Here is a 15,089-nt window from a genome sequence, read left to right on the forward strand (position 1 = left end):
GATGCAGCATAATAGGGGAAAGCTTAAATTGAGCTTAATTTAACATGATTAAAGCGCCCTGAATCAGCGGGCCAATTGCCTTAGCAGCGAAGTCTCGAGTGAAGTGTTGTCATTTTCAAACGCACTATTTTTGATGTATTGCTCTGTACTTTTTGATTTTACTTGCTTTGATGGCAATACCATTTGATTGTAGTGTATTTTTAAAACCTTTCTTCAGTCTTTGTTACGCTTTTTATTTCTGAAAGATATGATGGGTTTTGAGAATCAGTACATATTCACAGTGGCATTGTTGGTATCTACAACCGAGTGAGGAGGAAGACTTTTGTACCTTGAATTTTTTGGTTTAAAAAGTCCACCATTTCGACTGACCGCGCATCCTGATTTTTTCTTTAGCGGCGCCGGGCGCGGTGCTTTACTGGACGCCTTGCTGTACGCGGTTACGTCGGGCGAAGGCCTGATTAAAGTTACAGGTGAGGTCGGCGCTGGCAAAACGATGCTGTGTCGTATGTTGCTTGAGCGCCTGCCGGCGCATGTGGACGCCATTTTTTTACCTAATCCTGCATTAAGTGAAGATGAATTACTGCTGACCTTGGCGGATGAGCTCAAAATTCAATTTCATTCTGATCGCGCCTCGCAAAAAATACGCCTGATCGAAGAAAGCTTAATTGCCAAATATGCCGCAGGTCGACAAGTGGTCTTGATTGTTGATGAAGCCCATGCGATGCCCAAAGCGACGCTCGAGCTGATTCGGCTGCTGTCCAATCTCGACTCTGGGCAGCAAAAATTATTGCAAATTGTGCTGTTTGCTCAACTGGAACTCGACGATATTTTGCAATTGCACGAGCTACGCGCGTTGCGTGAGCGGATTAGTTATAGCTTGATGGTGCCGGTGCTTAATGCCGCGGAAGTTGGTGATTACTTAGCTTGCCGATTATTTGCCGCAGGGCATCACGGCAGCGCTATTTTTACGCCCGTGGCAGTCAAACATATTGCCGAAGTAGCTCAAGGCTTAAGTCGGCGAGTGAATTTATTGGCGGACAAAGCGATGTTAGCTGCGTTTTCTGAAAACTCAACGCAGGTCACGCTAAAACACGCCAAGTTGGCCGAGTTAGAGTGTGAATATTCTAATCCATCGTCAAAACAAAAATACCTCCTCGCGGCACTCTTGGTGCTGACTTTTGCCTTGCTGGTGACTGCCTGGCATTTTTGGTCCAGCAATTCCGCTATCAGCGTGGAAAAAGTAGCCGAAGGTCATCGACTGGCCGAATTAAGGACGATTTCGGCTGCGCACTCCGTTGCCTCTTCGATTGAGCCGACGTTTGGCGAGTTGATTTTGATGTCGCGAGATCGGATTAAAGCTGCCGAAGCCAGTAGCGTGACGGTACTGGTCTCAAAAATTCCTTCACAACAAAGTGAGCAACTCAAGCCGCTAATTAAGGACATCGACCGATTGATTGGCCCTGGCCGCATCATTATTTACCCCACTAAAGTCCATGGCGTTTCCGCATGGGGTGTGCTTGCTGGTTTATATCCAGATCGGCAGCGTGCTCAATCGGTCAAAAATCAGCTGCAACATCATAAAAATTTACGCGGTACACAGGTGTTGACAATTGGAGTACTGCGCAGCGAAATGTTGTTGCCCCGCGACTAGCTCGCTTGAAATGGGCGATAAACTCGGTTTTTTTAGATGCTGTGCTAAGTTAAACAGAGCTTATCTATTTATTAAATACGGCATATGAAAAAAATAATACTTGGGATTGGGGTACTGGTTTGCTCAGTAACGGCTTGCACCACCTCTAGTGGACTTGGGCCTTTATCTCCTGCTCATATTACCGCGCCGGCTAAAAATGAGCCGCCTGTGGCATCAATTCCGGCGTTAGCGCGCCCTATCCCGCAGTTGGCAAAACCCAGTGCAACGCCCAAATTAGAAACTTATAGCGTGGTGGTCAGCCAGCTGGATGTACATGATTTACTGTTTGCATTAGCGCGTGATGCCCGAATTAACGTTGACGTCAGCCCCGGGGTGACCGGTGTTGTTACGCTGAACGCGATTAATCAGACGCTACCGCAGATTTTAGATCGGATTGCCCGCCAAGTTGATTTGCGCTGGAGTATGGAAAATGGGGTTTTGAACATCACTCCCGACTCACCGATGGTGAAGATTTATCACGTTGATTACTTCAATTTAGCGCGAAATATGAAGTCAACGTTGAATATCTTGAATTCTGTCAAATCGGTTGCCGAAGATTCAGGTGGCTCGGGGGCTAATGGCAGTACGTCGTTTTCGTCGATAGACAGTGAATCACAAAATCAATTCTGGAAAAGATTAGAAGCTAATTTAAAAGAAATTTTAGATGTAAAAGCCGAAGGCGCAGCAACAGCGACCTCGCTCAATACTGCAAAAATTGCTCAGCTAAGTCAGCAAGCGACACAAAAAATTGTGCCGCAGTCTGCCGATGCATCGACGGCGCTAGCGGTGGTTGATAAAGCGGCCAAGCTCGATAAAACCCTCGCGCAAACTGAAAAAGTGCAAGCCGAGACGGCCGCTTTGCAAATGAAGCCCAGCATTGAATCCAAGCCAGTTGATGCAAATTTTGTGGTGATTAATCCTGAAACTGGCACGATTACCATTCGTGCCAGTAGCAAAGGTCAGGCTAAAGTTGCTGAGTTTCTCGCTTCAATTCAAGCTTCTGCACAAAGACAGGTTTTAATTGAAGCCACAATTGTTGAAGTGGTATTGAGTGATCAATATCAAGCAGGCGTTGATTGGTCGCAAATTGCCAATGGTGCCGGATGGAGCTTTGGGCAGAGTTTAATTGGCGCTAACTTATCAGCTGCGCCATTGAGTTTGATTTCTTATAAAAGTACAGATTTTAACGCCACGGTCAAATTGTTAGAGCAATTTGGTAAAACTCGGGTTTTATCTAGCCCTAAAATTACCGCGCTTAATAATCAACCGGCAGTGATGAAAGTCGTCGAAGAGTTAGTGTATTTCACGATGAATGTCACTCAGTCGACTTCAGATTCTAATGGCGTTATTACGCCACCGACTTATGAAAGTGTACTACGCACCGTGCCCGTGGGTTTGGTGATGCAAGTAACGCCGCAAATATCCGCCTCTGGCATGATTTCGATGAGTATACGACCAACGATTACCAACGTCAGTGGATATGTAGAAGATCCCGCAGTGGCGATTATTGCTGCGCAGACCAATACTACGCTCAAAAGCTTAGTGCCTGAACTACAAGTAAGAGAATTTGATTCCACGCTGAAAATTGCCAGTGGACAAGTGGCGGTGTTAGGGGGGCTGATTCAGGATAAGCAAACTAATCTCCGCCAAGGGGTTCCGGGTTTATCCAGACTGCCTTGGTTGGGGGATGCGTTTAGCTATCGTGATGATAAAGTCAGAAAAATCGAATTAGTTGTGTTTTTGCGTCCAATTGTCGTGAAAGAAAATGGCCAAGATGAGCGCTTAGGCAGTTTGAAATCGTATTTACCAAGTGATGATTTTTTCAATCTGCCGCAAGATCAGGAGTTATCTGCTTTTCAAAGTGGCCTGATTCCATTCCCTCGTCAGCAGGGAGTTCGGTAATGAGTTTGTTATTACAAGCGCTAAAAAAAGCTGAGGAAGATAAACGCCGCCGCGCGGCACAGGCCAATGCTGAGGAAGTTGCAACTGCGCCAGAAGTTGAGTTCCCAACTTTAAATTTAGTTGAAACAGAAGCGCAGGAGCCTGCGCCACAAATCGAGTTGGAAGCCGCTGTAGCTGTGCCGCCTGTGCCGGATGTGGGGTTGAATGACTGGGCGGTGGTGCCGCCCGATATGCCTGCTGAAGTTACGCTTGCCCCCGATACTGCTGCCGCGGAATTGGGGCAAAATCGTACTGATTTACCAGAATTGATTGAATCTCCTATGGCTGTGGTGGATAGCGAGCCGATTGCGCCACAGGTCTCTGCCAAGTTGCCCGAGGTCGAAGTTGCCCCGTTGAGCCAGCCCGCCGCGGAAATCAATGAGTCTGTTGGCGCGCGCGCGTCGATGACGCCTCCACCGCTTGCTACTGCCGTTAGCCCGTCGACGCCAGCGCAAGCTATCGCTAAAAATTTTTTTACTCGGTCGAATACTCAGCCCACGCGGGGACTTTTACCGTGGTTATTCCTTGGTGCTGGCCTGTTATTGGCTGGCATGATGTCTTGGTTTGTGTGGCAGTACCGTCAGCTCACCCAGCCTATTGCAGCGACCGAAGCGCCGGCATCGCCGCCAAATGTGGCTAGTGCTAGTGCAGTTAAGCCTGTGTATTCTGATGAAGCTATTGTAAATAATGAAGTAGCGGAAGATACCTCGGTAAGTCAAGTAGCGAACATCGATAAAGCTGCAGCGGCTAAGGCTTCTGTGGTTGCTGAGTCCTTGGTAACAAAACCAATTCAGGCAGAGAAAACGACGCGTGTGCAGCCAGATTTGATGCCTCCCCCTCAGTTTGTAAGGCAATCGGCATCACAAAATAGCCCTGATCCTGTGTTGTTGGCGTGGCAAGCCTATCAAAGCGGTCATTTCGAGCAGGCTGAATCGCTTTATCGCAAGGTATTACTGGCCGATCCGCGGCAGCGCGATGCTTTATTGGGCTTGGCAGCGATCGCGCAGCAACGTGGTGATGTTGGTGCCGCATCGGCTTTGTATCAACGGGTGTTACGTACTAATCCACAAGATGAAAGTGCGAAAGCCGCTTTACTATTACTGAATTCTGCACAATTGCCCGAACAAGAGGCGGTACAGCTCGAGCAAAGTGGCAAGTCTGATCCGATGGTGTTGGGTCAGTATTACGCATCGCAACAGCGCTGGAGCCAAGCGCAAGAGCAATTCTTTTTGGCGTATTCTGCCAATCCCAATAGCGCCGATGCCGCTTTGAATTTGGCCGTGAGTCTGGATCATTTAAAGCAAAGCGCTTTGGCAAAAACTTATTATTTGAAAGCTTTGCAAGCGACGGGCACTTATTATTTTGATCGGAGTCAGGTTGAACAACGCTTGGCGGAATTGAATGCGGCGACAGGGGTTACACCATGAATGCGCCGCGTAATAAATTACCCTTGGGCGAGCTGCTAGTTAGCAAAGGGATTATCACCGACGATCAATTGCGGATTGCGCTTTTGGAGCAACGCCGTTCAGGCGCACCACTTGGCAAGTTGATGGTGTCGCTCGGTTTTGCTTCTGAAAATGTACTGCGTGAAGCCTTATCAGAAAACCTCGGCCAAGAAAGTGTCGATTTAAGCCGCGTCATTGCCGATGTGCAAACAATACGTTTAGTCCCCAAGGAAATGGCCAAACGCCTGTTGGTGTTGCCGATAGGCTTGAATTTGGCGAGTAAACGTCTCACGGTGGCGATGGCCAATCCCAATAATTTGGTCGCCTTGGATCAGCTAAGGCTGCAAACCAAAGATCAGTTTGAAATTGAAACTCTGCTGGCCGCCGAATCCGATATCGTTCGTGCGATTGATCAATACTACGGCTTTGAATTATCAATTGACGGTATTTTGCGTGAGATCGAGACTGGAGAAATTGACTACGCAAGCCTCGCTAACGCTGAAGCCGAGTATAGCCAACCGGTAGTGCGTTTGATTGATGCTTTGCTGGCCGATGCAGTCACGCGTGGCGCGTCGGATATTCACTTTGAGCCCGAGCAATCGTTTGTGCGGATTCGCTATCGGATTGACGGTGTGTTGCGGCAAATTCGGGCCTTGCATAAAACGTATTGGCCGGCGATGGTGGTGCGGCTCAAAGTATTGGCGACGATGAATATCGCTGAAACGCGAGCGCCGCAGGATGGGCGAATTTCGCTGACTTTGTCGGGGCGGGCGCTCGATTTTCGGGTTTCGGCGCAGCCAACCACATGGGGTGAAAATATCGTATTGCGGATCTTAGACCGGCAAAAAGGTTTAGTTCCGCTCGAAGAACTCGGCTTAAGCGATGAAAATCTGGATGCGCTGCGCCTAATGATTGCGAGGCCAGAAGGCATTATTTTGGTCACCGGGCCAACTGGCTCGGGTAAAACCACCACCTTGTATTCGATTTTGAATCACATCAACTCGGTTGCTGTGAATATTATGACTTTGGAAGATCCGGTCGAATATCCGATTGCGCAAATTCGGCAAACCTCAGTTAATGAAGTCTCCAAAATGGACTTTGCCAACGGGATTCGCTCGATGATGCGGCAGGATCCCGACGTGATTTTAATCGGTGAGATTCGCGATAAAGACACCGCTGAAATGGCGTTTCGCGCTGCAATGACCGGCCATCAAGTGTATTCGACGCTACATACCAATTCGGCGATTGGTGCTTTGCCGCGCTTGCTGGATATTGGCGTACTGCCGGATATCTTGTCGGGCAATATGATCGGCATCATTGCACAACGCTTGGTGCGAACCTTGTGTATTTTTTGTGCAGAGGCGTATAGCCCTGATGACTTTGAAAAACAATTGCTACAGGTTGATACCCAATCAGATATTCAAATTTATCGTGCCGTCGGTTGCCCTAAGTGCGAGCATCAAGGGTATCGAGGCCGGATGACGGTGATTGAAATTTTAAAACTCGACGCTGATCTGGATGAATTAATCGCGCGGCGCGCCACGATGCGTGAAATCCGGCAGTTGGCAATGGCCAAAGGATTTAAACCGCTGGCCGTTGATGCTTGCCGCCGGGTGTTAGAAGGTAAAACCACGCTCGATGAAATTGCTCGCGTCGTCGATTTAACGGATCGAGTGGGCTGATGCGTTTTGTCTATCGGGCTGTTGATGGCCAAGGAAAAGTACAGCAAGGGCAAATCGAAGCTGCCAATCTAGCCGATTTAGAATTGCGATTGGGTCGGCTAGGCATGACGCTGATTCATGCCAAAAGCAGCAGCACAGATTTATTTGGTCGCCGAAAAATCAGTCGTCGTGAGCTGATTACCTTTACTTTTCATCTTGAACAATTAACCCGCGCTGGCGTGCCCTTGCTCGAGGGGCTTGCCGATTTGCGCGACAGCATCGACCACCCTGTTTTTCGCGAAGTGATTGCCAATGTGATTGAGGACATCGAAGGCGGCAGCTTGCTCTCGCAAGCCTTGGCCGCGCATCCCAAGGTGTTTGACGTGGTGTTTGTGAATTTAATTCGTGCAGGAGAAGCCAGCGGTGAATTGGCCGAGGTGCTCAAAAACCTAACCGAATCGATTAAATGGCAAGATGAACTGATTGCCCAGGCGAAAAAAGTCGTGATGTATCCGGCATTTGTTGCTGTGCTGGTGTTTGGCGTGGTGTGTTTTTTGATGGTGTATTTAGTGCCGCAATTGGTTGAGTTTATTAAATCGATGAAGCAGGAAATACCATTAAATACACAAATTTTGCTGTGGATTTCGAACTTTTTTGTGCATTTCTGGTGGCTAATTATGCTGACGCCACCTCTCGTTTTGGCGGTGATGCGCTGGCGAGTCAAAACAGACCCTGCGTTTCGCTTTCAAGTGGATGGTTGGAAACTGCGGATTCCCCCAGTCGGTAGCATCTTGCACAAGATTATTCTGGCGCGGTTTGCGAATTTTTTTGCGTTGCTGTATGGCGCCGGGATTCCGATTTTGGATTGCATTCGAATTACCCAAGGGATCGTCAACAATACGGTGATTGCCGATGCATTGGCGCGCGTTGAAGGGCAAATTCGTGAAGGCCAAGGCGTGAGTGCGAGCTTTGAGCGTGTGGGTATGTTCCCGCCGCTGGTGCTGCGGATGCTGCGCGTTGGCGAAAATACCGGCCAGCTTGATCAGGCTTTGCTGAATGTATCGTATTTTTATAATCGCGACATCAAAGAAGCGATTGAGCGGGTGCAAGCTTTGGTTGAACCGACCATGACGGTGATTTTGGGGCTGATCTTGGCGTGGATTATGTCTTCGGTCTTGGGGCCGATTTTCGATACGATTAGTAAACTCCGATGAAGAATAAGAAGATTGTTCTACTGTTAACGCAAGCGCATCTGGCGGCATTGGCTTGGTCAGAACGGGGGGCGCTGCCGCTAAAGCACTTTGCCCACGATGAAGCGGGTCGGGCAGACTTGGCTGAGTTTGTGCTGCGTTATCCTGCGGCACGCTATTATTTATTGACTGATCTGGTTGAGGAAGATTTTCAGCGTGACGTCGCGCCGCATCTATCGAGTCGTGATCAGTCGCAATTGTTACGCCGCAAGCTGGATCAATTATTTCGCGCCACGCCGTATCGCCGTGCCGTGGTGCAAACGCGTGGTAAGCGTGGGCAACAAGATCAGTTACAACTGTCGGCAATTATTAATCGCGAATTGCTCGACGTCATTGTCGAGGTCTTATTAACGGCACGAGTTGATTTGCAGGGCATCTACTCGGTCGCCTTATTAAGCCAAGATATTTTTTACAAACTCAAGCTCGATATACCGCATCTATTGCTGATGTCGTCCTCTTGTGCCGGCACTTTACGGCAGAGCTATTTCACTCCCGCTGGATTGCAGTTTTCTCGCTTAGGCGCGTTTGACGCCAAGCAACAGCTCTCTGGGCAAGGTTTGCTGATTGCCGCTGAAATTCGTCGAGCCCGGCAATATTTAAGTACATTACGGCTGATGGGGCGTGATGAACAACTGCAAGTCTTAGCTTTGTTTGACGCTAGTTTTGCCGAACAATTGCCGTTGGTGATTCATGAGTTAAGCGAGGAAGCGGAGCAATTGGAGGTGGTGGCGGAGTCGGGATTGCCGATGTTAGTGCAAAAACTGAAATTGCCTGCACAGTGTTCAACTTGGCATGATGTCTTGGTGGCGTCGCTATTGAATTTAAAAGTAAGCAATCATTACGCGCCACCCAAGATATTGCGCTACGGTCGTTTGTATCAAATCGGCAGGGGTATGCAGTGGGCTGCATTATCTATATTTGTGCTTGGGTTAATACTCTCTGGTTTTGGTTTTTGGCAAAGTGATCAGATTCAGCAACAATTGAATTTAAATAATACGCAGATTCAGCGCGAACACACTCGCTTGCGCGAGTTAAACCAAAAATTAAAATCAGCTAATGCCGAGCAGCCTGCGCAAATTCAAGCCGCGGTGGAATTGTATCGACGAGATATTCAGCACTGGCCCAGTGCCGAGCACGCCGCGCAGCAATTTAGCCAAATCTTCCTAGCGTTCCCGCGCTTGATGTTAGAGAAATTTGAGTGGCACGTTGGCGGAATGACGCCAGCTGTAGCAGAAGGCCAACCCGTGAGCGGCGAGCCCACTTTGCCACGCGGCGCTGAGCAGTGGATGATTGCTGGGCGGGTGAGTGACCCTGCTGCTTATCGACAGGCCTTGTCGGATGTGAATCGTTTGGCGGAGCGATTGCGGCAATTGCCCAACGCTACGGTTAATATTTTAAAGCAGCCGATCGATATTCGCCCGGAAGCGTCGGTCAACACTAAAGTCGCTGGTCCTGATGGCAAAGCGCGCGTTGATTTCATCATCCAAGTGACGTTGGCAGCCACCACCGCGGAGCTTGCGCCATGAACTGGACCAGTTATTCACGACAAGATTGGCTGTTGATTCGTAGCGCGCTGGTGGGTTTGAGCGGGGCGATGCTGGTTGCTGGCGTCTTGTTGTTGGGAACGCAAATTTACCTGTATTTTAGCCAGCAAGAGCAAGTACGCACGCAACAGGAACTACAGCTCGCCCGTGCGAATGCTGATGCCGCGCAGCGCGCTTGGGATAGTGTGCGTCTGCATCAAGCCGAGTTTAATCTATTGCAGCAACGCCACATTGTGGGGGCTGAGCGACGTTTGGATTGGATTGAGGCCTTGTCGGTGCTAGCTCAGTCTCGGCCAGAGCTGCAGTTGGAATATCAATTTTCGCCACAACAAGTGCTCGAACAATCGCCCCCAATTAATCAGTTTCAAGTGTATGCCAGCTCAATGAAGCTGGGCTTGCTGGCTAAAAATGAGACGGTCTTTTCCGAGATGACGCAATGGCTGAGCCAGCAGCCAGGCTTTGCTGCGCCGGCTGCGTGCCAAATGCAACGGGCAGAGCAGCCGGGTATCGCCGTGTCTTGTGATTATGTCTGGCTAACGATTGCTCCTGTGAAAGTTGAGGCTACACCATGATGCGTCGACCGATAAATAGGCTGACAAAAATTTCCGCCCATCGTGGGCTCGGCTCGCTGCACTATTTGTACGCTCTTCGGCTTCGCCACCGGGGTCGAAAATTGTGGGTCAGTTACTTATTGTGCTGCTTGATTGCGCTGCCTGCACATGCGGGTCAATGGGGGCGATTGTTTTACTCGGAGCAAGAGCGTCAAGAGGGCGTTAGCCATCACGCGCCACCGAGCGATCCGGTGCAAAAACCAGCGCAACTTCAGCGCTTTGACGGTGAATTGCAAACGCCGCGTGGCAAAGTGCGCTGGGTGAACGGCCAAACCGCACAGCCGCCCGCAGGCAAAAAGCCAGGAGACGTTTGGCAAGAATAAGGAAATGCCTAGCTTAGTGGGTATTGCTTGCTAGCAATTGATGTTATTGATTTTCATGTAGATACATTGTGTTTTTGTCGATTACTTTGTTTTTGACTAGAGAAGGCGCTGTAAACACTGTGTTACAGCGTTTTTTTATGGTGCGAGTAAAATGCGGCGCATTGCTCGCCAATCCGGCGTAGGGGAAGTCAGTGTTTGATGCGCGTTTGCGTTCTAATATTTTTGCCTTGTACTTGGTGCAGGGGCTTAACTATGTCGTTTCCTTTGTTACTTTCCCTTTTCTTTTAGTGCAACTCGGTACTGAAGGCTTTGGCGTGATGAATTACGCCTTTGCTGCGATTCAATACGGCGTGTTGTTGACCGATTTTGGTTTTAATTTGTCGGCGGTGCGCGATGTGGCGCAAGTGCGCGACGATCCTAAGGCCGCCGCGCGGATTTTTTGGCGAGTGACTTGGGCTAAGACCTTGCTGATGGTCGTTTCAAGTTTGATTTTGCTGGTGTTGACGTTCTCGCTAGGCAGCTGGCAAGCACATGCCGATGTGTTTTTATGGAGCCAGCTCTATATTTTGAGCTCGGTGTTATTCCCGATTTGGTATTTCCAAGGTTTTGAAAAATTACAGCTCGCTTCTGGCTTGATGGTGTTTGCCCGCGCCTTGACGCTGGGCTTTTTGCTGCTGTGGATTAGCGGCCCAGACGACGTTGCGCTAGCGGTGATTTTACAAGCGACGCCACAAATTTTGGCGGGCGTGTTGTGGTGGTTGACGGGTTGGGGCGTAGCTAAACCAGAATGGGTAAAAATTCATTATTCTGAATTAAAACAATCGCTCAAGGGCAGTTGGCCGTTTTTCCTCTCGGCCATCTCAACCAGTCTTTACACCACTTCGACCACGGTCTTGCTCGGCTTGTTTTCTGTACCCTTGCAAGTTGGTTTGTTCGCGGCTGCGAATAAACTCGTCTATATCGCACAAGGTTTGATCGGCCCCTTGGTACAAGCCACTTATCCGCGGATTGCACAGCTCGCGGTAAGCGACAAACCCGCAGCGGTTCGTTTGATTAATAAATCATTTTATATTCAGGGCGCAGTGGGCTTGGCGATGACATTGGCGCTCGCTTTAGCTTTGCCACTGTTTACACCTTTGAGCGTGGCATGGTTTGGTGCCGATTTTTCTTTGTCTCGTGCTTTTCTTGCATTGAGCAATTCGCAAGACGTGATGTATTGGTTGTCGCCGGTGATTTTGCTCGGGGCGCTATCGTACGTGTACGGGCAACAAACCTTGCTCGTGTTTGGCTTTGAGCGCTATTTTGCACGCGTGCTGATTGCGGCGGGGATCCTGAATGTCGTGTTGATGTGCTGGTGGGTGCCAGGCTCCAGCGTGGGCGGGGTGCGTGCGGCACAAAGTGTGCTGACAGTTGAATTATTTATTGTGCTGGCTTTTTGGTGGCGAGCACGGCAAATTGTTCGTGATACGCTTTCGGAAGACAAAGCCTAATGCCCACCGTTTCTTTTTTACTGCCTTGTTTTAACAGCGCAGCGTTTTTGCAGCAGACGCTTGATTCAATCAGTGCGCAAACATTTAAAGACTTTGAATGTATCGCCATTGACGATGGCTCGACCGATGCTACGCTGAACCTCTTGCAAGCACATGCGGCAAAAGACGCCCGATTTGTCGTGATCACCCGTGAAAATCACGGCTTGATCGCTACGCTTAACGAAGCAATCGTCGTCGCGCGCGGTGAATGGCTGGCGCGGATCGACGCCGATGATATTTGCACGCCAGATCGCATCGATAAGCAGCTTGCCAGATTGATTGAAACCGGCGCTGACGTCTGCGGCGCTTGGGTGCGCTTTATCGGTGATCGCAGTGGCGTTTGGCAAACGCAAAGCAGCGACGGCGCGATTAAAGCGGGCTTATTGTTTAATTCAACGTTGGCGCATCCCACCGTGATGCTGCGCGCCAGCTTAGTCAAAGCGCAAGGCTACGATGCGGCTGCGCTGCATGCTGAAGATTACGCATTGTGGTGTCGATTGGCGAAACAAGGTGCGAGCTTCACTGGCGTTCCCGAAGTGTTACTTGAATATCGCTGCCACGCGGGGCAAATTACGCAGTCAAAAAAAGAGCAATTGCGCGCCACCGCGCAGAAAATTCGTCTGGATTACGCAAGCCATGCGCTACCGTTGCCCCTGCAACCCGTGGCCGCAGAGTTTGTTGAGCTCGCTGAGCCTGGTCAAAGCTTGTCGGTTACCGAATGCCGTAGCCTGTTTATGATTTACCTGCAATTGCTCCAGCTTTGGCCGGAAAGCCGGGCGGCTTTGAGTGAAGTGTGGCTAGATACTTTGCAAAGAACGCAAGCTGTTAATTTGGGTATGTTATTAGATGTATTGTCAATGAAGGCAAAGCTGGCTATACCTAGCTCAGAGAAATTAAAATGGCGTAAGCAGTTGTTGCGTATTGTGCTGAGTGACACCGTTTGGCAAATGCTAAAGCGAGGCCGAGCATGAGCGAAACTTCAGGCAAGAAAATCGCCATTTTCCTCCGTGATTTAGGTTTGGGTGGCGTTGAGCGTTGCGCAGTACTGGTTGGCGAGGCGCTCGCTGCGCGTGGTTTTGCCGTGACGCTGGTGCTGCTGGGCGGCAGTCGCAATTTGTGGACGTCGCGAATTAATCACATTCAAGTCGTTGATGTATCCAAGGCATGGCAACCGCTAAAACCGTGGACGTGGTTGGCAGGCTGGCGCGCCGCCCGCTGCATTGCCCGTGAGCATGATGTGGTTATTGCGGGCACGTTTTTGCTGCCCTTGTACATGGCGTATGCGGCGACTTTGGGGCTGAGAAAACGGGTGTCGCCCGAACCAACTTGCGTCGCCAGCGCAGACGTGACGCGAAGCCACCGGAGTGGACATCAAGTCCATGAGGATGGCGAGCAGCGCACGACAAAGTCACGGCCAGCGCAGCAGCAAGCTTGCCGGGTGATGGGCTGGGTGCATGGGCCGTTTTATGAGTTGGATGCGTTTGCCAAAATGAATCCGGTGCATCGTGCGGCCTGCCAGTTTGTGTATCGGCGCTTGGATGAGCTGATTTTTGTTTCTAATCACGCCAAAGCTTCAATGGCGCGTTGGCTAGATTGTGAGCCCAAATCAACGTGGCAAGTGCTACCCAATTTCGTCGATGCGGCTCAAGCGCTGCCCGCCGTTCTGCCTCGTAAAGAGGGTGCTCCGCTACGACTCCTATTTGTTGGCCGGATTGCGGTCGAAAAACAGCCGCATCTGTGGCTGGATACTTTGGCGGCGCTCAATGCCAAACATGTCGCCGCGCATTTAACGATTGTGGGCGATGGGCCGTTGGAAGAATGGCTAAAAAATGAAGTCCTGCAGCGCGGTTTGAGTCAGCAAATTCACTTTGCGGGGCGACAAGACAATGTCAGCCGCTACCTTGGTGAGTCGGATGTGCTGCTGCTAACATCCAGCTTTGAAGGCTGCCCCTTGGTGGTATTGGAAGCAATGCCAATCGGAATAATGGTTGCCAGCACAAACGCTGGTGGAGTATATGAGCTATTTGCCGAGCGCCGCGCTGAGTTTGTGGTGAATCAAGCCAGTGGTGAGGCCTTAGCCGAGCTCATTATTCAGCAACAAACTCACGCCGCCGAATTAGCCGCTTGGCTCAAGCAACGCGCTGAGTTTTATTCGCAAGGGGCGCTGATTGCACGTTGGGTGGCGCTGTTGCAAAGGGCGTACGATGTTTGAGTTCGACCATTTTTTTGAGTGGTATGAATTCGGCGCTCTAGAAAGCGTTATGCTGGTGCTGGGTAAAGCAGCAGAGTGAACTATTGTTGCCAACTATACCCTTGGTGATTCGTTACTAAAGCCCAAGCTGTCGATTTGCATAATCGACCGCTTGGGCTTGAAAAAGTTACGCAGTCAGCAGGCTGTTGGTTTCTGTGTTGACTGGATTTGCTTTTACTTTGCTAGCAAGCAATAGCGCAGTGCTAATCGCTCCCACAATTAGCGCGGCATACATGGCCATAAAGCCTGTAAAACCTAGCGCAGCGGCCAGCGGTTTGGCGATACCTAAAAAGGCGGCAAATAGCCACGAGGTGGCAGAAACCGCGCCTAACATAAACATGGTACGCAAACGCGCAGTTTCGAGACTGCATAGTGTTTTTCGAGCAGCAAAATTGGGTAAAACAAGGCGATGCAATAAATAGCCATTCAGCGTCAGTATTGATACTACCGTTAGTTTGGCCATCAGTTTAGCTTTTGCGGCGAGTTCAGCCCAACTTGGCCAGTGGCTAAAATCGATGGCGATAATGCTTAGCCCTGTTAACCAGAGCACGATCAACGCAATACTAACGATGCGTGATAATTCCATTAAAAAAACCGTATCGGTCTCAGTCAGTTGCCCCTTACGCAGAATACATTTCGCATCTGAAATGATAATTCCGCCGAGTGCCACACAGCATGCAAGTAGGTGAGGGTAGAGTGCGATGAGGCGCCAGCTAGAGTCGAGCATGGGTGTTGACCTTTTTATATTTGTTTTCAGATGTACGGTATTGATTTTTGGAAATATTATGCATATCCAAAATTTGCTGCAATAAAAAATTACAGTTAATTATGTTTTGTATTGTTT

12 protein-coding genes are annotated in these 15,089 nt (G+C 49.8%); 11 read left to right on the forward strand and 1 reads right to left on the reverse strand.

The features are described 5' to 3' along the window. The first annotated feature begins 322 nt into the window (after positions 1–322). The 11 genes from GM173_RS09255 to GM173_RS09305 all read left to right on the forward strand — a co-directional run bounded on the left by GM173_RS09255 (position 323) and on the right by GM173_RS09305 (position 14,206). A complete protein-coding gene (locus tag GM173_RS09255) occupies positions 323–1,651 on the forward strand; it encodes an ExeA family protein (protein WP_203571088.1) in 1,329 nt (442 codons plus the stop codon). A 207-nt stretch (positions 1,652–1,858) separates the two neighbouring features. Beyond that, the gene (locus tag GM173_RS16305; RefSeq protein ID WP_203571089.1) at positions 1,859–3,592 is read left to right on the forward strand and encodes a type II secretion system protein GspD; all 1,734 of its coding nucleotides are present in this window, start codon (positions 1,859–1,861) and stop codon (positions 3,590–3,592) included. After that, complete coding sequence (locus GM173_RS09265) at positions 3,592–5,058, forward strand: tetratricopeptide repeat protein (protein WP_203571090.1); 1,467 nt, start codon at positions 3,592–3,594, stop codon at positions 5,056–5,058. The genes GM173_RS16305 and GM173_RS09265 overlap by 1 nt, the downstream gene beginning before the upstream one ends. Further along, positions 5,055–6,758 carry a GspE/PulE family protein gene (locus GM173_RS09270; protein ID WP_203571091.1) on the forward strand — a complete coding sequence of 568 codons (1,704 nt, stop codon included), beginning with the start codon at positions 5,055–5,057 and terminating at the stop codon, positions 6,756–6,758. The genes GM173_RS09265 and GM173_RS09270 overlap by 4 nt, the downstream gene beginning before the upstream one ends. After that, positions 6,758–7,951, forward strand: a complete 1,194-nt coding sequence (locus GM173_RS09275; protein ID WP_203571092.1) for a type II secretion system F family protein — start codon at positions 6,758–6,760, stop codon at positions 7,949–7,951. The genes GM173_RS09270 and GM173_RS09275 overlap by 1 nt, the downstream gene beginning before the upstream one ends. Then, on the forward strand, positions 7,948–9,513 hold the full coding sequence (locus GM173_RS09280) for a hypothetical protein (protein WP_203571093.1): 1,566 nt from the start codon (positions 7,948–7,950) through the stop codon (positions 9,511–9,513). Before GM173_RS09275 ends, GM173_RS09280 begins: the two co-directional genes overlap by 4 nt. After that, positions 9,510–10,103: a hypothetical protein gene (locus tag GM173_RS09285; RefSeq protein ID WP_203571094.1), complete on the forward strand. Its 594-nt coding sequence runs from the start codon at positions 9,510–9,512 to the stop codon at positions 10,101–10,103. Before GM173_RS09280 ends, GM173_RS09285 begins: the two co-directional genes overlap by 4 nt. A 101-nt stretch (positions 10,104–10,204) precedes the next feature. Further along, a complete protein-coding gene (locus tag GM173_RS09290) occupies positions 10,205–10,465 on the forward strand; it encodes a hypothetical protein (RefSeq protein ID WP_203571095.1) in 261 nt (86 codons plus the stop codon). A 191-nt stretch (positions 10,466–10,656) separates the two neighbouring features. Beyond that, positions 10,657–11,955 carry an oligosaccharide flippase family protein gene (locus GM173_RS09295; RefSeq protein ID WP_203571096.1) on the forward strand — a complete coding sequence of 433 codons (1,299 nt, stop codon included), beginning with the start codon at positions 10,657–10,659 and terminating at the stop codon, positions 11,953–11,955. Next, positions 11,955–12,965: a glycosyltransferase family 2 protein gene (locus GM173_RS09300; protein WP_203571097.1), complete on the forward strand. Its 1,011-nt coding sequence runs from the start codon at positions 11,955–11,957 to the stop codon at positions 12,963–12,965. The genes GM173_RS09295 and GM173_RS09300 overlap by 1 nt, the downstream gene beginning before the upstream one ends. After that, the gene (locus tag GM173_RS09305; protein WP_203571098.1) at positions 12,962–14,206 is read left to right on the forward strand and encodes a glycosyltransferase; all 1,245 of its coding nucleotides are present in this window, start codon (positions 12,962–12,964) and stop codon (positions 14,204–14,206) included. Before GM173_RS09300 ends, GM173_RS09305 begins: the two co-directional genes overlap by 4 nt. Before the next feature lie 166 nt (positions 14,207–14,372). On the opposite strand, the gene GM173_RS09310 is transcribed toward GM173_RS09305, so the two are convergent. After that, positions 14,373–14,972, reverse strand: coding sequence for a hypothetical protein (locus tag GM173_RS09310; protein WP_203571099.1), 600 nt, complete (start codon positions 14,970–14,972; stop codon positions 14,373–14,375). Between the last annotated feature and the right edge of the window lie 117 nt (positions 14,973–15,089).

It is taken from the genome of Deefgea chitinilytica (genome assembly GCF_016881405.1).
In the GTDB taxonomy this organism is placed as follows: Bacteria; Pseudomonadota; Gammaproteobacteria; order Burkholderiales; family Chitinibacteraceae; genus Deefgea; species Deefgea chitinilytica.

Bases quoted from the DNA above. Each gene is read 5' to 3' on its own strand.
- GM173_RS09300 (WP_203571097.1), top strand. From the start codon at position 11,955: ATGCCCACCGTTTCTTTTTTACTGCCTTGTTTTAACAGCGCAGCGTTT.
- GM173_RS09280 (WP_203571093.1), top strand. From the start codon at position 7,948: ATGAAGAATAAGAAGATTGTTCTACTGTTAACGCAAGCGCATCTGGCG.
- GM173_RS09285 (WP_203571094.1), top strand. From the start codon at position 9,510: ATGAACTGGACCAGTTATTCACGACAAGATTGGCTGTTGATTCGTAGC.
- GM173_RS09275 (WP_203571092.1), top strand. From the start codon at position 6,758: ATGCGTTTTGTCTATCGGGCTGTTGATGGCCAAGGAAAAGTACAGCAA.
- GM173_RS09310 (WP_203571099.1), bottom strand. From the start codon at position 14,972: ATGCTCGACTCTAGCTGGCGCCTCATCGCACTCTACCCTCACCTACTT.
- GM173_RS09305 (WP_203571098.1), top strand. From the start codon at position 12,962: ATGAGCGAAACTTCAGGCAAGAAAATCGCCATTTTCCTCCGTGATTTA.
- GM173_RS09270 (WP_203571091.1), top strand. From the start codon at position 5,055: ATGAATGCGCCGCGTAATAAATTACCCTTGGGCGAGCTGCTAGTTAGC.
- GM173_RS09265 (WP_203571090.1), top strand. From the start codon at position 3,592: ATGAGTTTGTTATTACAAGCGCTAAAAAAAGCTGAGGAAGATAAACGC.